Here is an 18,146-nt window from a genome sequence, read left to right on the forward strand (position 1 = left end):
AGAGCGGGCTTTCTGCGTTTCTACACCCACAACTGGAATCATTCGGAAAGGTACCAAGGGGTATCTTGTGGTGGACGAGTTTAATCAGGCTTGGAAACTGAGGGTGGAATGAAAATTAAAGTCTGCCCTTGATCTTCATGCTGCTGATTATAATTGGGGCGGCTCATGAGGATGAGGGTGTCAATGGCTGTATTCAGCCATGTGTGGAGTCGTGGCGGCGTGTATGATTTGAGTTTATGCACATTATCCACAGGGTTATTCACGGGGGTGTACAAGGCCTGTGAGTCCAGTGAACAAACGCCACATATTGGGGCATAGCCCCTAACGTGGCGTTTACTGATATGACTGCCTGATAAAATAGGGCTTATTCACTGCCCTGATGTTTTTCAATATCGTGGAATGCGCTGTCCACAGCAGCAGAAAACTTGGATTCCGGATATTCGATGCAGAATTGTTTAATTCTTTCCGACCCGTAAGTCATATTGCTCACAAAGTCGTTGGCATTTGTGTTGGGGTTGCTTTGCGAAAGATCGTTGCTTAAACCACTAATATAGCCCTGAGCCCATGCTATGAATTTTTCTTCTGATCGTGGGTTCATATCCAGCAGTTTCAGGTATTTTTCACACGAGAAATTGCCGAGACCAATAACCGTGGTTTCTGCTTTAGCTGGGTGCGCAATAAAAAGTGCAATACTTAAAAGAAAAATAGTTTTTACGGTCATATTCCGCAGCATCATAGATCTTTTCCTTTCGACGGCTAATGTGCCTGTTCGCTTTGTATGATTGCCGTATGGCATAGATAGACTCAAAAATCTCCATGTTCATAATGCAGGTCCGGGTTTGATACGGAACTTTGGCCCATATTATTCAGTTAAGTTGAACCTGTGCTTAGGTTTGGTTGGGTTTTTGTAGATTACCGGTCAGTCTAGGGTCACTTTGTTGCACATATACTCCCAGTGAGGATGTGGCGTAGGTTTTTGGCTGTAATGGGATGGGAGAACCAGCATGTCTTTTGTGGAGCGGCTTGGACTGGACGTACCAGTATTGCAGGCTCCCATGGCGGGTGTTTCCACGCCTGTTATGGCTGCTGCGGTCAGTAATGCTGGCGCGTTGGGGGCGATTGGGTTGGGTGCGGCAACAGCTACCACCGCACGGCAGATGATTGAACAGGTGCGTGCAGGCACTTCGCGCCCGTTTAACGTTAATCTATTTGTACATACCACACCCAAAGGCGACCCTGCGTGCGACGCGGCATGGCTTGCGTGGTTGCAGCCATTGTTTGCGCAATATGGTGCCACTGCCCCCGATACGCTGGAGGCACCCTATACCAGCTTTGCGGATGATCCGGATATGCTGCGGATGTTGCTGGAGGTCCGGCCCCCGGTCATCAGTTTTCATTTTGGTTTGCCATTACCCGATCAGGTGGCTGCTTTGCGCGGAACGGGAGCGGTTCTGCTGGCAACAGTGACCAGTCTGGCGGAAGCGCATCTGGCAGAAAAAGCGGGTATGGATGCCATTATTGCCCAAGGGATAGAAGCCGGGGGACATAGAGGTGCATTTGACACCACCATGCCGGATGATGCGTTGGGCACCACAGCACTAACGCGCCTTTTGGTGCGCAAGAGTGCGTGCCCGGTGGTAGCCGCCGGAGGAATTATGGACGGTGCAGGAGTGGCCGCCATGCTGGATTTGGGAGCTGTTGCCGCCCAGATGGGAACGGCATTTATTCCCTGCCCGGAATCCGCAGCAGATGCCGCCTACCGGCAGGCATTGTCCGGTCCTGCGGCGTATCATACCCGTTTGACGGCACTTATTTCCGGCCGACCGGCCCGCGCATTGGCCAGCCGCTTTACGGCGCTGGCTGACCAGACGGGGCGGCCTTCTACTCCGGCTTATCCGATTGCCTATGCGGCAGGTAAGGCACTCCATGTGGCCGCCAAAGCCTGTAACGAGTCCGGGTTTGGTGCTTATTGGGCGGGGCAGGGTGCTCCATTGGCGCGGCCCATGCCAGCGGCTCAACTGGTACACGCGTTAAAGCAGGAACTGGCACACGCCCGTGCACGGCAGAGGTGAGCCAGCCCCAAGGCTGGCTCCAGATGCGCGGGTTTCAGGCTGCTTTGAGCTGTGCTTCGGCAAATTCGTAATTGGCGAGTTTGTCGAGGTAGTTTGTAATGTAATCAGGGCGGCGGTTCCGGAAGTCCAGATAGTAGGCATGTTCCCACACATCCAGCCCCAGAAGAACCTGCCCCTGGCCTTCTGCTAATGGGTTGGAGCCGTTGGCGGTTTTGGTTACGGCCAGCTTGCCCGCAGGGGTGAGCACCAGCCATGCCCAGCCAGAACCAAACTGCGAGATTGCTGCTTTTTTGAAATCTTCCTTAAAGGCTTCAACACTCCCCAGATCTTCCTTTATTTTTGCCTCCAGCGCAGGTGGAATGGCCCCACCAGTGGGGGAGAGGTTGTTCCAGAACAGAATGTGGTTCCAGTGCTGCCCGGCATTGTTAAAAACAGGCGCAAGGTCGGGCTTGCCTTTAACGGCCAGAATAATCTCCTCAAGTGATTTGCCCTGAAGTTCGGGTTTGGCATCCACAAAACCATTGAGTGCCGTTACGTAGGCCTGGTGGTGTTTGTCATGATGCAGTTCCAGCGTTTCTTGGCACATGCCTTTGCCTGCAAGAGCATTGTAAGAAAATGGAAGAGCTGGCAGTTCAAAAGCCATGACGGATTCCTTTAACAGAGAAGCAGTGCAATACGGGCTGACCGTGGTGGTCGGGGCGCGGCCAAACACCCGCCCCACGGTAGGGTAGACCCGTTACCAGATACTAACACCTGCTCATGGGTGGGGTTTCAGTCACTATTCCGTTGGACGCCGGATGGCTGGCCTGCCTGTTGCGCAAGTGGGGCTTACGCTTTTGTTTTTGCCTGCCCTTTTGGCCCCGTCTCCTGCAGGAAGAGGGTCAGAATTCCTGCCAGTACCAGCCCGGCCAGACCAAAGCTGAACGCCTGCGTAAACTGGAGAGCGCCCGGCGGCTGCCCATGCCCCAGATGTTGCAAGAACGCGGCAAACAGAGGGGAGACAATGGCACTCATGACAAAGACCAGAAAGTTAATGGCACCAGTGGCACTGCCTTTGACCTCGTCCGCATTGACTTCCTTGATAATGGAGTAGGGGATCATGGCTGCACCGGAAGCCACGCCCAGCACAAAAGCCAGCACATAAGGCGGAAAACTATTACCCGGCAGGTAAATAATAGCGGCAACGGTCAGGGCCATAACAACAATACCCCCGAGTAGAACGGGCTTTCTACGGCCTATGCGGTCCGTTAAGTAGCCCAGGGCAGGGCACCCAACCATCCAGCCAACAGGCACCATGGCGGCGCGCAAAACGGCCTCATGGTAACCAATATGCCAGCTTTGGGTTAAAAACGTTATGCCCCATGTCATGCTGCCAACCGTTGTCGGTAAAAAGAGCAGGCCTGAGCATAATCCACACAAGTAGGATTGTGGGTTGCTTAGCACGCTCCTGTAAGGCGCAAACATGGACCCGGAAGGACGGTGGTTGAGGGAGGGTTTATGCTCTTGCGGGGTAAGGAAAAAAATAAAAACCGCAATCAATGCAATAAGAACGCCCGTATCAATCCAGAAAAAATGCCAGTTTATAACGCCATGAATCAACCATGCCACGGTGGACTGGCCCATGGCTCCCCCCATCATGCCTGCGCATTGGGTAACACCGACCGCCGTGGCCAGATGTTGCTTGGAAAAACCACGTGCCGCCAGATAAACGGCCCCCACAAACGCAAAGGCTGAACCTGCGCCTTGCATCAGGCGGCCTAGGCTTGCCATCCACTCATTCCCCCAGCCAAACAGGCAGGTGCCCGCTGCGAGTACCAGCGCACCAAAGGAAATGGTATATTTGGCCCCCCACCGATCGACGGCTGCTCCGGATATGATGGAGCATAGGGAATAGGTGTAATAATACAGCCCCAGCAGGGACCCCAGACCAACAGTTGTCAGCCCAAAGGAGGAGACCAGCTCGCTCACCATAACGCTGGGGGCAGAGCGGGTGGAATATTGCAGCCAGTAAAAAACCAGACACAAAAACCACGCCACAACATAGGCCGTCTGGTTGGTTATGACTGGTTTTTCTGTTTGGGGGGAAACGGGCTGCGGTGCCGAAGGCATATGATTATTCCATAAGTTTTATTCTAAATTCAGCATTTGACTGCGAACGTATAAAAAGGATTTCCGTGGGTTTTACAAGGTAAGGCAAGCTGCCTCCGTTGCTGTGGCCGAAGCAATTCAACTTCCGGCGATACACAGATCGGTGCAGGCGCTTAAGTTGCCCGTATTAAAATGTTTTTTAAAAATTGGAGTGTTATCTGGCGGGCGGTGTGCGCATTGGACGGCTTTGCCACCCAGCCAGTCACAAAATACGCAGCGGGAATGAAAACTGTGCCCGCTGCGTACAGGGCCTTATGCCTGTTGTAACATGTTCCGTGGTGTTGTGCTTTATCTGGCGAGCAACAGCACAATCACAAGACCCCACATGGTCAGCAGCGTATTGCTTACGGCGTAGGGTACTGTGTAGCCCAGCATGGGCACGTTGCTTTTTGCGACATCCGCTACCATGGCAACCGATGCCGTGCTGGTCCGCGCTCCCCCGCAGCAGCCCAGATTGATCGCGGGATCAAACCGGAAAATATATTTGCCAATCAGGGGAGCGAGCAGCATAGGCACAGCACTGGCAAACACACCCCAGAAAAACACACTCACGCCAGCTTCCTGCAAACCTTTGATAAAGGTAGGCCCGGCGGAAATACCAACAACAGCAATAAAAATGTTCAGCCCGACCGTGTTCATAAACCATACGGACGCCGCAGGAACGCTGCCCAGCTTAGGGGTAACGCTCCGCAACCACCCCAGAATAAGCCCGGCAATGAGCGCTCCACCAGAAGAGGACAGGGTTATGGGAATACCCGCTACCGGCAGCACAAGTGAGCCCAGAAGCCCCCCTACAAAAATGCCGCCCCCCACCAGCACCATACTGGTTACATCGGTTGGGCGGTCCGCGTAACCAACATTGCTGACAACTTCAGCCACATGCCTGCGGCTGCCGGTGATGTTGATAATATCTCCCCGGTTGAGCGCTGTTTGGGACAGCACGGGAATGTCCACATTCATGGAGCCACGGCGAATGGTATTAATGTAAATACCGCGGGCATAAGGAGCGGTGGCAAGGTCAATCAGGCGCTGGCCATTCAGCTTTTTGCTGGTAACAACAACATCCACGGTTTCCACAGGAATTTCGATCAGTTCCTGATCCGCTACTTCCTCCGCATGGTTGGACCAGTAAACCAGTGCATCGTGCGGGCCAGAAACGGCAACATGATCACCTACCTGCAGGACTGTTGTTTGATCAAATGGTATAATTTTATTGTTCCGACGCAGGTTTTCCAAAAAAATGCGAGCATTGGCAGAATGCTCGGCCTCTGCAACGGTTTTACCGGCAATCAGCCCTTCGGTTTTAATTTTGTATGCCCGTACAATATAATTATGCCAGGCACTTTCAGTGCTACCATTGACGGAACGGATGTTCATGTCGCGTTCATAACGGGCACATTCATCCGCCAGATTGATGCGTAAAAGCTTTGGACCCAAAAAGGCTAAAATCCATCCCGTACCAACCGTGCCAAACAGATAGGTAACCGCATAGGCAACGGGAATGGCGTTTAACTCGGCCTGCGCCTGCCCCTCGGTTAAGCCGCTGCGGTTAATGGCGTCTGTTGCTAGGCCAATGGAGGCAGAAATGGTCTGCGACCCTGCAAGCAGACCTTCGGCCATACCCGGACCATAACCCGATACAATGGCAGCCACATATACGCATATCAGGCAGAGGGAGGAGATGATAACGGCAAAAATAGCTTGTGGCAGACCATCATTGGCAATGCCTCTTACAAACTGTGGGCCAACGCCAAACCCCACGGCGAAAAGAAACATAATGAAAAAAACTGATTTGACCTGTGGGGAAATAACAATTCCCAACTGCCCAACCAGTACGCCTGCCAGCAGGGTGCCCGTGACAGCCCCAAGACTGAAACTGCCGAATTTGAGCGACCCGACCCAAAAGCCGATTGCCAGAGTTAAAAAAATTGCCAGATCAGGGGAGGCACGCAGGGTCTCGGCAATCCAGTGCATGGTCATGTGTAAGCTCCTTTACCCGCAAGTCATGGCTGTGCAGAGCCTTGGTAAAAAATCTCCCGCATGACCATGCGGGAGAAAAAGAGGGAATGTTCAGGAGTTTTCTTTTTTTTCTGTGCGTTTAAGCAGTTTAAGACCCAGCGCTTTGTTAAAGCCGTGGATTTCTTTCACATCAAGCTTGCGCATAAAATCCACAATAGCTTGGGTAATAACCTGCCCCGGCACCATAATGGGAAAACCCGGTGGGTAGGGAATAACAAAATTGGCCGAGACCAGTGTGGGGCCAGACTGGAGGCGCTGATCAATTTCAGCACTGTCTAGCGCTACATATTCGCACTCACTCTCTTTGTAAGCATCATAAAATGCACGGCGAATGTCCCCGTGCAGGGTTTTGGCAGATGGCTGCTCGCGGTAGCGGTCATCAAAGCGGCTAAAGTTGGGAAGTTCTGGCAGATCGTCAACCAGTTGATGAACTCTGTTTTCTAATGATTTCAGATAAATTTCATCATTATCAAGAATTTTCTTGTCAATGTCTGTGGCAATGTCAACCAGAACGCGGATCAGCAGGGCAATATCGGAGCGGGTGTTGTTAATGTTGGATTGCAGCAGAACGCTGTTACGCGATGTTTTGTTGAGCTGGATATTAAATTTATCTGCCAGAATGTTTTTAAAAGTTGTGCCATCAAACCCCGCAGCGCCGCACGACAGGGTCATACGCGTGGGGTCAAGCAAAAACTCATCATCCTTGATTGACTGGAGTGCTTTATCCCAGCTTGTGCTGGGGTCGTTGTAATCAGCCATTCCGGATTTACGGTAGGCTTCCGGGATCATTTCTGCTGAGTTGAGAACCCGGAAGTATTTGGAAATAAGCGGGTGATTATTAACCTGTTTGCGAATTTCAAGTGCAATCTGCAACGCATTGCTGACCAGCCCATACCCTTCCAGCTGCATCTGCCTCCGTGCCACATCGAGTGATGCAATGATCTGGAGGTTGGGGCTGGTTGATGCGTGGGTAAAGACTGCCTCGTGGAACTGGGATTCCACATGTTCAAAATCCACATCCTTGACCAGTACAATGGACCCCTGACGGAGTGCGGACATGGACTTATGGACCGAGTTGGTCTGGTAAACACGCAACCGCACAGCACGCGGGTCTGGCACAAGCCGGGTGTTCAGGAGTGTGGCATCATCCGGGTTCTGGCCCAGTATGCCTGCCTGCTCGTCCCATGCTTTCTGGGCGGCTGGTTGGGCAAGGGCTTCCGTCAGGGCTGCTGCGGCACCCATAGCGGTGCGCTGGCGCAGAAGGGGAGACCAGTGGGCAAAGCCAAACCATGCCTCATCCCACAAAAAGATCAGGTCCGGTTTTATGGCAAGGCATTCTTCCATAACGCGGCGGGTATCGTAAACATGCCCGTCAAATGTGCAGTTTGTCAGATCCACCATTTTTACACGCTCAAGGTCACCCTGCGCCTTGAGTGTGAGCAGTGCCTGTTTGATGGTGCTGAGCGGCACCCCGCCATACATGGAGTATTCTACAAGGGGGAATGCCTCTACATAATAAGGCAAAGCACCTGCCAGCACACACCCATAATGGTGAGATTTGTGGCAGTTGCGGTCCAGAATAACAATATCCCCCGGCGCCAGCAGGGCCTGAAGCACCATTTTATTACTGGTGGAGGTGCCGTTGGTTACAAAAAAAGCATGGTCCGCCCCAAAAGCCTGTGCAGCCATAGCCTGAGCATCTTTAATATTGCCTGTAGGCTCAAGCAGACTGTCTAACCCGCCGGTAGTTGCGGAGCTTTCGGCAAGGAAAAGGTTGGGGCCATAAAATTCGCCCATGTCGCTAATCCAGTTGGACGTAAAGACCGACTTGCCCCGCGCAATGGGGAGGGCATGGAATGTGGCAATGGGGCGCTGTGCATAACGCTTGAGGTTATCAAAGAAGGGTGTTCTGTAACGGTTGCGAATGCCTTCCAGTATGGACAGATGCAGTTCCAGAGGTTCTTCCATCTGATAGAAAATTCTATTAAAAAACCGGCTTTCGGGTTTGCCTGCCAGTGCTTCGATATTTCGGTCACTGAGGAGGTAAAGGTCGAGTTCAGGCCTAATTTTTTTAATAGCTTGCGCAACCTGAAGCACAAGTGTTTCATCATCACCGATTGTCGTAAAATCAATAATGCTCTGGAACACGGCCAGCAAAGGGTTGTCCGCAGGGCTTTGTGCGGAAAAACCTTCGTAAAGTACTACAGCGCCAAGGTCGGGGTTTAGCAGGATGGCGGTCAGGGCATCCTGTGCATTGCCGACAATAACAGGCTGGTAAATAAAATCATCCTCCGGGCGGCGGACACCACGGGCCTCTTCCTGAATGACCGGCCAGCGCGAAGGAGCGTGGGGTACAACGCTCAGTACTTCAAAATAAGGTATGTTTTTAAGGTGTGTTATGGCCTGCGGCAGGCGATTGAGTGGCTCATCATCATGGTCATCCGTTGTCCATGCTGAGGCATCGCGGTGGTATTTGCGCGATATAATGGTTGTGGAAATACGCTGGGCCAGACGTAGAAAAGCCTTGTTATCATCATCGGTCAGGCAGGTTCTGAGCCGTTCAAGCAACTGCGATCCCGGATAGGCAAAAAACCTTTCCAGATCATCCAGTTTGTTGAGTGAACTGGAAAGGCAGCTTTTAATATCCGCGCTATTGGTGCCGGACCATTTGCGTGCGAGGTCCAGAACGCTCAGCCACCGATCTGCACGCAGGGCGGGTGTTGCCAAAGAGGTGCTGATAAGCGAGCGCGAAGGCTGATCGCAGGATGTGCCAGAAGTCATGACTATTGTTCCTGTTTTACAAAAACTTGAGAAAAAGATTGTTTTTTACGAAAGTTCGGGGAAGATGTTTTTGTTATTTATTAACAGGAATGGTCACGACCGCTCCCGGATTTAACGTGGTTTTGGAAAGTTCGAGCAACATCTGGGTAATTGTAAAAGCCAGTTTGCTTTCAAAATCACCTCGGTCAATCCAGTAGTAATAATGATCGTACAAAATAGACACAAAAGCGTTGTCTGGTTCTTTGTGGCTGGCATGTACATCTATTAAATGTTTTTGTGTAATGTTCCCTGGAATATCAATTGATTTTCTGGTGTTCCCGGAAGAGACCTCATCATCTGGAATCTGTATCTGGTAGGCAATCTGGCCCAGAATGCTTAACATGCTTCTGGTCAGCATTCTGATCTGTCCGGGATGAGGCTCACCCAAACCATACACCACTTCCATCCGCTCATATTTGGAGGAAAAATTGAGCTGCTTTTTTGTCTTATCAACAATGAGGGAGAGGTTGGGGTCGGTTGTTGAGGAAATGCTGAGGAAAACACGATTGTTTTCACTGTCTTTCCCGGATTTATTAGGATCTTGCTGTAATTGAATGTTGAGCAGACCTGCGGCCTGTAGCAGGCGGAGGTCGTGGGCCAGACTAAAAAAGTCTATGCTGTGCGAATCAACCGTTGCATCCAAATCCCCGGAATTGCGTGAAAAAGGACGATTATTGCTCATAAGATTAATAGACTGTACGGAAAGACGTAACAGAACATCAATCGGTAGTCCTCCCATAGCCAGCGGTAACAGGCTGGCAGGGGGCAGTGGTCTTAACAAACTATGGGCGTAGGCATCGCCCGTTACAGGCTGGAAAGTAAATGTCGGGCTTTCCTGCAACTGTGCGGCAAGTCCGCCATTGGGGCGGATGGGAAAGGTGTCCGATGCAACACCAAGAAAAGCATTGCGCTGTAACTGATAGCCCGAAATAAGCTGTGTTGTATCCAAAAATCCGGGTGTGTCTGCGTATCGTAGGCGCACAAGGTTGGAAAGAGTCTGCCTTTTACTGGCTTCAATCATGGAACCGGCGTACTGGTCCTGATCTTTCCCTAATTTATAGCTGCCAATACTGTAGCATCCGCTTGTTAATAAAATGAGAGAACCACATAATATTTTTTCGGCTATACGGCGCATGTGTCACCTTTCAGAATGTTAGCATGGCTCAAACATTCCATAGTGCAGATATAATAGACTTTTTAGAGCATTATTCCTGAATGCGGGCAAGGTTGAATAAAATAATAACTTGGGAATTGAAGATTTATTTGTTTAGTATTTTATAACTAGTCAAATAATACTTAACATTATCTTTGTTTTTTCTTGTCCTGCGTGCTGCATTGTCGATCGTGTTGATCAGGCCGCACAAAGACCATGACAGTCTGAGTGGAAGAAAAATTATTTTTCCGGCTAAGGCGTTTTGACGTGCACGCCCAAGGAGGACGGAGACGTAATGTTTTACGGAGAGGTGTGTGTTGGTGTCCGCGGCGGGATTCGAACCCACGGCCCCAGGATTCATCCCACTACAGTTTTCACAGCCGCTCCGTTGCCAGAGCGTTTGTGGGCTGGACTGTCCCTTTACCTTGGACCTGTGTGCACAGGTCTGTAGGTACCGCCCGTCCAGTCTCTACACCTTCCGTTCATAAGGAACGGCTTGGCTCGGGATTGGCAAGGCCTTTGCAGGCCGTAGCGTTCCCCGACTTTGAGCGGATTCACCATAATGTTTCCAGCTATGGTGCCCAATTAAATAGGAATCCTGTGCTCTATCCTACTGAGCTACGCGGACACACGTTTTTTGTATACTGAATGCCAAACGCCCGGACAAGGGGAAAAGCTGGGGTTAGCGGCGGCCGTAAAGGGCTGAGCGGGCTGCAAGTGTTGCGATATGACGGCGGCAGAGCAGCACGTCTGGCGCCCCTGTCTGTTTGCAGGACAGTTCCAGTGCTTGCAGGTTGGCAAGTTCCTGCGTCAATGCTGGCAAGCTCCATAGTTCCACAGCACGGCCAAAACTTGCCGTACGTTTGAAAAAAACAGGTGGCCGCAGGGCTTTCAGGGCGTCGCTTCGGCTTTGGCCGTCCGCCATGGCGGCCCGCACCCTGCGCAACCGGTGCATATGGCCCATAAATGCCCGAATAATGGCTATGGGGGCTGTTCCCTCTGCCAGAGCGCGTTCGAGTGCTGTGTCCGCTTCTGTCCGGTTCCCCTCGGTTGCGGCAAAAGCGGCATCTTCGACCGATACACTTCCCGCATCACCAATACAGGCGCGCACGTCCTCCAGTGCCAGTGTACCGTTATCCCCCGCATAAAGGGCCAGTTTTTCCACTTCGCTGCGTGCTGCGGCCCGGTCTGCGCCCAGCCTGCTGGTCAGCCAGTGCAGGGCATCCGCATCAATCCGCACATGGTGGATGGCCAGCATCTGGGTAATGGAGGCCTCAAGGTTACGCCCCTCCTCCGGGTAACAGCCAATGCTGGCACACTGGGCCTGTTTTTCCATGAGCTGGCGCAGCTTGGAGCGGGAGGCAAGACCGGGTGCCTCCAGAATGACAAGTGTATCCGTATTCTGGGCCAGCACGTGTTCGATGGGTTTGAGCAATGCGTCCGAAGCATCGCGCACACGCACAACACGACGTCCACCCATAAGGGAGAGGGCGGTGGCTTCTTCTTCCAGCCGGTTGTGGGTTTCCTTGTCCAGCAGTGCAATGCGGAACGGATCGTCCAGCGTGCCGGCAAGCCGGTGTGTGGCTTGTTGGGCGCGCTCGCGGATAAGCCCTGTATCTTCCCCATGCAGCAGAATCACACGCCATGCTCCGGGGTCGTTGAGAACACGGCTGGTGCTGCGGGCATCTATTTTCATAATCAGCCCGTCCGCTTGTTAGAAACTGGTGTCGATGGGGGCTCGGCCCGTGGCCATGTTGGGAATGGCATCTGCCCCTTCCTGCTCCATGGGGGCTCCCTTTTCGGAATCGGGGATCAGGTTTGGTGTGGGGTAAACAGCGCGGGGGCGTTCGGTGGGGGCAGCAGCAGGGGTCGCGTGGGTTTTAAACCATATGGCCACCTGTTGTGTTACCTGGTTGCCCAGTGCTTCCGCTATGCGGCCCATGGCACTTTCCATGTTCAGGGTCTGGGCAAAATACTGCTCAAACGTGCTGGAAAAACCATCCATGACCTGAGTGTCGCCCTGTGCAAGCAACTGGGGGTTCTGGTCAATGGTCAGGAGCTGCCAGTGTGCCGTGCCGATGATGCGGGTCCGGCCACTTGTGTTGTCACCATGGATATCGAGGGCTTCCGCATTAACGCCGGGCTGGACGATAAGCTTGTATTTGTGCGGATCTTCCGGCCCATCGCTGGACATCTGGGCCTGTAGGGCCAGCCGGACCTGCTGGCCAAAACGCTCGGGAATATTGGCGACGTAAATATCTTTCAGCTCGTCAGAGACTTCGACCTGCCCCTTGTCCTCTCCATATAAGGGTTTAAACCCGCAGCCACTCAGGAGCAGGGGTGCCCCCGCAAGAGCGGTTGCAGCCAGAGCAGCCTTGCACAGGGAGAAGAAAGAGCGGGTCGGGGTCATCAGCCTGCCGTTACAAAGTTAACAATACGGTTGGGCACATGCACGCGTTTGACAATGCGTTTGCCCTCCAGCAGCCGCGCCACATTGGGCTCTGCTTCTGCCCGTGCCAGCACGGCGGCCGGGTCTTCATCAGGCAGGGCCTCTATGGTGCCACGCAGTTTACCCAGAATCTGCACGGCTATGGTGACCTGCGTTGCCGCCAGAAGCTCAGGTTGTGCATTGGGCCATGGCTGTGTTGCCGCCAGCCCGGCACCGGGTTCAAGGCGGGCAAACATTTCCTCTGCCAGGTGCGGCATCATGGGGGCACAAAGCAGGCACAGAATATGGGCCGCTTCGCGCCGGGCAAAGTCCATACCCGGTACTTTTGCGGTTTTTTCGGCATCGGTCAGAGCAGAAGTCAGCTCGTGAATCCGCGCCACGGCCACGTTAATGGCAAAGCTTTCCAGCGCATCGGTCACGGCTGCAAGCGTGCGGTGGGTGGTGCGGCGCAGGGTATCGGCCTGCCGGTCAATGTCGGGCGGGCAGTCTGTGGTTGCGGGCACGCTGGCGGCAACACCGCACACGGTGCGGAACAGGCGCTGCGCAAAACGGGCAGCCCCAGCAACACCAGCTTCTGTCCATTCCATGTCGCGCTCGGGAGGGCTGTCGGAGAGCACGAACCAGCGTGCCGTATCGGCCCCAAAGCGTTCGATAATGGCAACAGGGGCTACCGTATTGCGCTTGGATTTGGACATTTTTTCTACCCGTCCCACAGTTACGGGGTCGGTGGTGCCGCGTTTGACCACGCCGTCTGCCGTGCGCTCCACTTCCTCGGGGTACAGCCAGTTCCCTGCGCTGTCCTTGTAGCTTTCATGGCTGACCATGCCTTGGGTGAACAGGCCTGCAAACGGCTCATCCACATTCAGGTTGCCGGTGCGGTGCATGGCGCGGGTAAAAAAGCGCGCGTAGAGCAGGTGCAGAATGGCGTGTTCGATCCCGCCAATATACTGGTCCACGGCCAGCCATCCATCGGCTGCGGCGCGGATGGTGGGCGTGGGGGCATGGGGGGCCGTAAAGCGCGCAAAATACCACGAACTATCCACAAACGTGTCAAACGTATCGGTCTCACGCGTGGCGGGTTTGCCGCAACAGGGGCAGGTTGTGTGCTTCCAAGTCGGGTGGTGGTCCAGCGGATTGCCCGGTTTGTCAAAGGTTACGTCCTCGGGCAGCTTGACCGGGAGCTGTTCGTCCGGAACAGGCACGGCCCCACAGGTGTCGCAATGGATGACCGGTATGGGGCAGCCCCAGTACCGCTGGCGCGAAATGCCCCAGTCCCGCAGCCGCCAGTTAACAACGCCTTGCCCCACGCCAAGGTCCTGTAACCGCTCAATGGCGGTTTTGCGGGCCTGTGTGGTTGTCTGACCGTCCAGAAAACCAGAGTTGATCATGGTGCCATCGCCCGTAAAGGCGTGGCTGGTAATGGCAAAATCTGCCTGATCCTTACCGGCTGGCAGCACAACGGGAATGACCGGCAGGTTGTATTTATGCGCAAAATCCAGATCGCGCTGATCCCCGGAGGGGCAGCCAAACAATGCTCCCGTGCCGTAGTCCATCAGCACAAAGTTGGCGATCCAGACAGGAAAGCTCTTGTCTATAAAGGGGTGGTTTACGCGCAGGCCCGTATCAAACCCGCGTTTTTCTGCTGTTTCCACAGCTTCGACCGATGTGCCAAGGCGGCGGCATTCTGCCACAAATTCGGCGGCCTGCGGGTTATGCTCGGCCACCCACTGTGCCAGCGGGTGGTCGGGGGCAATAGCCAGAAAGGACATGCCAAACAGCGTATCGGGGCGGGTGGTGAACACTTCCACCGCGTTCAGGTTGGTATCCAGCCCTGCTGGCGGTTCATGCAGCGAAAAGGTGAGTCTGGCTCCTTCCGAGCGGCCAATCCAGCGTTCCTGCATGGTCCGTACGCGTTCGGGCCAGCGGTCGAGGGTTTTCAGCCCTTCCAGCAGGTCTTCGGCAAAGTCGGTAATACGCAGGAACCACTGGGAGAGCTTTTTCTTTTCAATAGGGGCGCCAGAGCGCCAGCCCTTGCCGTCCACTACCTGCTCATTGGCCAGAACGGTCTGGTCCACGGGGTCCCAGTTGACCCAGCTTTCGCGCCGTTCAACCAGCCCAGCCTGCATGAAGTCGAGGAACAGCTTCTGCTGCTTGCCGTAGTAATCGGGCAGGCAGGTTGCGATCTCACGGTCCCAGTTGAGCGAAAAGCCAAGCCGCTGGAGCGTTGCACGCATGGCCGCAATGTTGTTGAGCGTCCATTCCTGAGGGTGAACCCCCCGTTCGCGCGCAGCATTTTCGGCTGGCAGACCAAATGCGTCCCACCCCATAGGGTGCAGGACGGCAAAGCCACGGGCACGCTTGTAGCGTGCAATAACATCGCCCAGCGCATAGTTGCGCACATGGCCCATGTGGAGCTGCCCCGATGGGTAGGGGAACATTTCCAGCACATAATATTTGGGTTTATCTGCTGGCGGAACATCGGGCACGGTAAAAATATCGGCCTGTTCCCACGCCTTCTGCCACTTGGGTTCGACGGAGTTGAAGTCATAGGAAGGTGACGGGCTGGAAGGCTGGGACATGGAATTCAAATCTACGCTTGCAGGCTATAAAAAAGGAAAGGGCGAATACGGCCAGAACCGGACGGGTTAGTCCTGATTGCCGTTATCTGCGCGGAGTTTGCGTGCGCGGGAGAGAATGCGCGTAGCAATATCGGACGCGGTGTTGGGGGCCGGTGGGGTATCCACCCATGTGCCATCCTGCTTGATCTGGCGGAACACGCTCAGGCGCAGCGCATCGGAGCGCAGGCGGCGGTCCAGCACAAAGGCGGTAATCTTGAACCGCTCGTCATGCGTGGCAGGGGGGGTGTACCAGTCGGTCAGAATAATGCCGCCTTCTGCATCGGCCGTAGCAACCGGCATGAAGGAGAGGGTATCAAGCGTTGCGCGCCAGAGGTAGGCGTTGACCCCCCCTTTAAGGCTGGCCTCTCCACCAGAAGCCCCACGGTCCTCGGACAACAGGTGGTTGCTGGGGGCTGCAAGGCCGCTCCGGTTCCCGCTGTCAAACATGGAGCAGGCACTGAGCAGGCTAAAGCCAGCCAGTGCAGTGGCCGTAGCCATCCCCTTGAGGAGCAGCGCGGGTTGGGGGCGACTTGCAGCGGCATGGCTGGGCATGAGACGGCGAAGCATGGCGTTGTTGTGGCTCCTTGGCACGTGGGTATCCGTCTTTCCCGGTCCGCCGGGTAAAAAAGAAGTCAGGTCTGGCTGGCGGCACAGGTGGTCCTGTTCGCCTTCATATCCTGTCCACCCTTGTCCGCCAAGCGTCTGCTTGGTCTGGCTGTGCTGGTCCATGCGGGGGGTGGGCCGTTTAATGTTCCCGCAGGTGCAGGGCGTGGCAGAGTTTGTGGCGCATGGACTGGGGCAGGTGGGCATAATGCCCCTCTATGCCCTGTACGCTCAATGGGGTTTGCAAACGGTGCAGCCGCTGGCGGTAATCCAGCGCTAAAGACTGGTGACCCAGTGCATTGGCGGAGGCCAGAGCAGGAACCAGAATGGCGGAGCGGTCGGGGGAACTGGCCAGAATGCCGCGTGCATGGCGCAGGGCATCCTCGTGCTGGTTAGCCAGAAAACAGGCCAGAATAAATTCCTGATCCGGGGCATTAACGAGGGGAACATCTGCATCAAGGCCAAAAAAATCCGCGTAAATGCGTGCTGCCAGCGTGGCATCGCCCCGGCACAGAGCACTTAATCCATCTTGCAGGGCCAACATGCTTGTGTGGGAATCGGAGGGAAGGGCAGCGTGCATCTGCGCGAGTAAAAAGCGGGCCTCTTCTGGCTGGCGGGTGTAAAACAGCCCTACGACCAGCAGGTAGCGGGTGGCCATATTGTTGGGGAATACGGCCAGATTCTGCTGGAGCATGGTCACCATCGGGCGCAGGTACTCGGCCACGGGGGTCCGCCATTCCTCGCTCATGCGTAACAGCATGGTGTGTGCACGGACAAAAAACAGGAACTGGTTTTCGGGCGCGCGTCTGCTCGCCTCGTCAAGGAGCTGGTCAATGGTCTGGCTGTGTGCCGGGTTGTTTTGCAGGCTCAGGCTAAAGGCCCGCAGGCCCAGCCCAAGGGGGGACAGCGCGGCAATGGGTCTGTTGGCCAGCCTTCGGGCTTCCGTGGTGAACAGGCTTATAATCAGCACGGATGCAAAGCGGTTGGCGAGTGCACGCAGGTTGGTGGCCGTTATGGTCAGCCGGTGCCCCCATACGATTGTATCGTTCAGGCGGGTATCCAGCGCCTGCACAATGCAGGTGAGCGATGTGGCGGTGCTGCCGGTTACGGTAATGCCAATCAAAAAATCCCATTGCCTGCGGGCCGGGAGCGACTGGGAAGGGCCTGCGGCAAACTGCTCGTTCTGTACACTCACATCCAGTACGCCGTGCATGGCCATATCCAGCCCCAGCTCGTTGCGGAACTGCATGGCCAGTGCCATGCCATCTCCCGCACCTGCTGTTGGGGTGCAGGCCAGAAATGCCGTGGCGCTGAGTGTCAGGGAGGAGGATGCCTCGTACATGCCCGCACTGGCCGAGGAGGGCGGTGGGGGCTGGTCTGCCAGTGTGGTAAAAGGCGCGCCCTGTCTGGCATGGTGGTGTGCGGCCCTGAGGTCCGCAATCAGGCGCATGGTCTCCTGCCCTGGTGTGGTGGCCAGTGTATCCTGGAATGTGCGCAGGCAGGATTCTGCACTTTGCAGGGCCGTGCCTTCCTCCCCATTGTGGAGGGCGGTCAGAATCCGTGTGCGCCATGCCTCTTCATTCAGGGGGTTAAGGCGGAGCAGCCGCTGGGCTGCGGCCATAATAATGGCGGGGGGCGGTGCGCTGGCCAGCAGGGCTTCCAGTTGCGCGGTTTTGTAGTCGAGCAGGCGGTTGCGCTCCTGCTCCAGCCATACGGCAAACCCCGGATCAACCGCACTCAGATCCTCAAGAAGAGGGGGCAGGGGGTCGGGCAGGGTCATAACCGTTTGGGGCGTAGTGTGGAGCACATACTCCATGTCAATTTCTGTCAGCCCCGAGCGGATGGCCAGAGTATGGCGCTGCACATCCAGCACCTCCGGCCCCAGAGGGTGGAGCACTTCCATCAGCCGGTGGATTTCCTGCCGCAGGGATGCACGCGCCTGTTCGGGTGCACGTGTGCTCCAGAGCAGTTCCGCCAACCGTGTGCGGGCAACCGGCCGCCGGTTGGAAAGGGCCAGAATAGCAAGCAGGGCTTTGGTTTTGGTGCCTGTGGGCAGCAGGGAAAGCCCGGTACTGGAGAGGACACGCATGTGCCCAAGCAGAAAAATATGCAGTAACGGCTGGTTGGGTGGCGCACCTTCATGGCTGGGGAGGGATTGCATGGGCAGAAAGTCCGTTGGTTACCAGAAGGTCCGGCTACGAACATAAATGCCATTCATGCCGGTCAGGGAAGGATAGGGATAAGTAATTTTTAGTCAAAAGAAT

At 54.9% G+C, this 18,146-nt stretch carries 12 protein-coding genes; 1 reads left to right on the forward strand and 11 read right to left on the reverse strand.

From position 1 onward, the window contains the following. Positions 1-364: 364 nt before the first annotated feature. The gene (locus Absy_RS11510) at positions 365-736 is read right to left on the reverse strand and encodes an HdeA/HdeB family chaperone (RefSeq protein WP_048854903.1); all 372 of its coding nucleotides are present in this window, start codon (positions 734-736) and stop codon (positions 365-367) included. A gap of 268 nt (positions 737-1,004) precedes the next feature. Here Absy_RS11510 and Absy_RS11515 point away from each other — a divergent pair, with 268 nt between their 5' ends. Beyond that, complete coding sequence (locus tag Absy_RS11515; protein WP_048854904.1) at positions 1,005-2,072, forward strand: NAD(P)H-dependent flavin oxidoreductase; 1,068 nt, start codon at positions 1,005-1,007, stop codon at positions 2,070-2,072. A gap of 34 nt (positions 2,073-2,106) precedes the next feature. Here Absy_RS11515 and Absy_RS11520 read toward each other — a convergent pair whose 3' ends face one another. The 10 genes from Absy_RS11520 to Absy_RS11565 all read right to left on the reverse strand — a co-directional run bounded on the left by Absy_RS11520 (position 2,107) and on the right by Absy_RS11565 (position 18,043). Continuing rightward, entirely contained in the window at positions 2,107-2,715 is a 609-nt protein-coding gene (locus Absy_RS11520; RefSeq protein ID WP_048854905.1) for a superoxide dismutase, read from the reverse strand. A gap of 185 nt (positions 2,716-2,900) precedes the next feature. Then, entirely contained in the window at positions 2,901-4,181 is a 1,281-nt protein-coding gene (locus Absy_RS11525) for an MFS transporter (RefSeq protein ID WP_048854906.1), read from the reverse strand. A gap of 327 nt (positions 4,182-4,508) precedes the next feature. Continuing rightward, positions 4,509-6,200, reverse strand: a complete 1,692-nt coding sequence (gene aspT, locus Absy_RS11530) for an aspartate-alanine antiporter (RefSeq protein WP_245614834.1) — start codon at positions 6,198-6,200, stop codon at positions 4,509-4,511. A gap of 90 nt (positions 6,201-6,290) precedes the next feature. Further along, on the reverse strand, positions 6,291-9,020 hold the full coding sequence (locus Absy_RS11535) for an aminotransferase class I/II-fold pyridoxal phosphate-dependent enzyme (RefSeq protein ID WP_048854907.1): 2,730 nt from the start codon (positions 9,018-9,020) through the stop codon (positions 6,291-6,293). A 73-nt stretch (positions 9,021-9,093) separates the two neighbouring features. Beyond that, positions 9,094-10,194 (reverse strand): hypothetical protein, encoded by a 1,101-nt coding sequence (locus Absy_RS11540; RefSeq protein ID WP_048854908.1) that lies wholly within the window; start codon positions 10,192-10,194, stop codon positions 9,094-9,096. Between the two features lie 700 nt (positions 10,195-10,894). Beyond that, positions 10,895-11,908: a DNA polymerase III subunit delta gene (gene holA / locus Absy_RS11545; RefSeq protein ID WP_048854909.1), complete on the reverse strand. Its 1,014-nt coding sequence runs from the start codon at positions 11,906-11,908 to the stop codon at positions 10,895-10,897. Positions 11,909-11,926: 18 nt separating this feature from the next. Next, positions 11,927-12,622: a lipoprotein gene (locus tag Absy_RS11550; RefSeq protein WP_048854910.1), complete on the reverse strand. Its 696-nt coding sequence runs from the start codon at positions 12,620-12,622 to the stop codon at positions 11,927-11,929. Beyond that, a complete protein-coding gene (gene leuS / locus Absy_RS11555) occupies positions 12,622-15,240 on the reverse strand; it encodes a leucine--tRNA ligase (RefSeq protein ID WP_048854911.1) in 2,619 nt (872 codons plus the stop codon). Before leuS ends, Absy_RS11550 begins: the two co-directional genes overlap by 1 nt. A gap of 66 nt (positions 15,241-15,306) precedes the next feature. Beyond that, a complete protein-coding gene (locus Absy_RS11560) occupies positions 15,307-15,846 on the reverse strand; it encodes a DUF3576 domain-containing protein (RefSeq protein WP_048854926.1) in 540 nt (179 codons plus the stop codon). A 178-nt stretch (positions 15,847-16,024) separates the two neighbouring features. After that, complete coding sequence (locus Absy_RS11565; RefSeq protein WP_048854912.1) at positions 16,025-18,043, reverse strand: AfsR/SARP family transcriptional regulator; 2,019 nt, start codon at positions 18,041-18,043, stop codon at positions 16,025-16,027. Between the last annotated feature and the right edge of the window lie 103 nt (positions 18,044-18,146).

Origin of the sequence: Acetobacter syzygii, assembly GCF_000964225.1 — a bacterium.
In the GTDB taxonomy this organism is placed as follows: domain Bacteria; phylum Pseudomonadota; class Alphaproteobacteria; order Acetobacterales; family Acetobacteraceae; genus Acetobacter; species Acetobacter syzygii.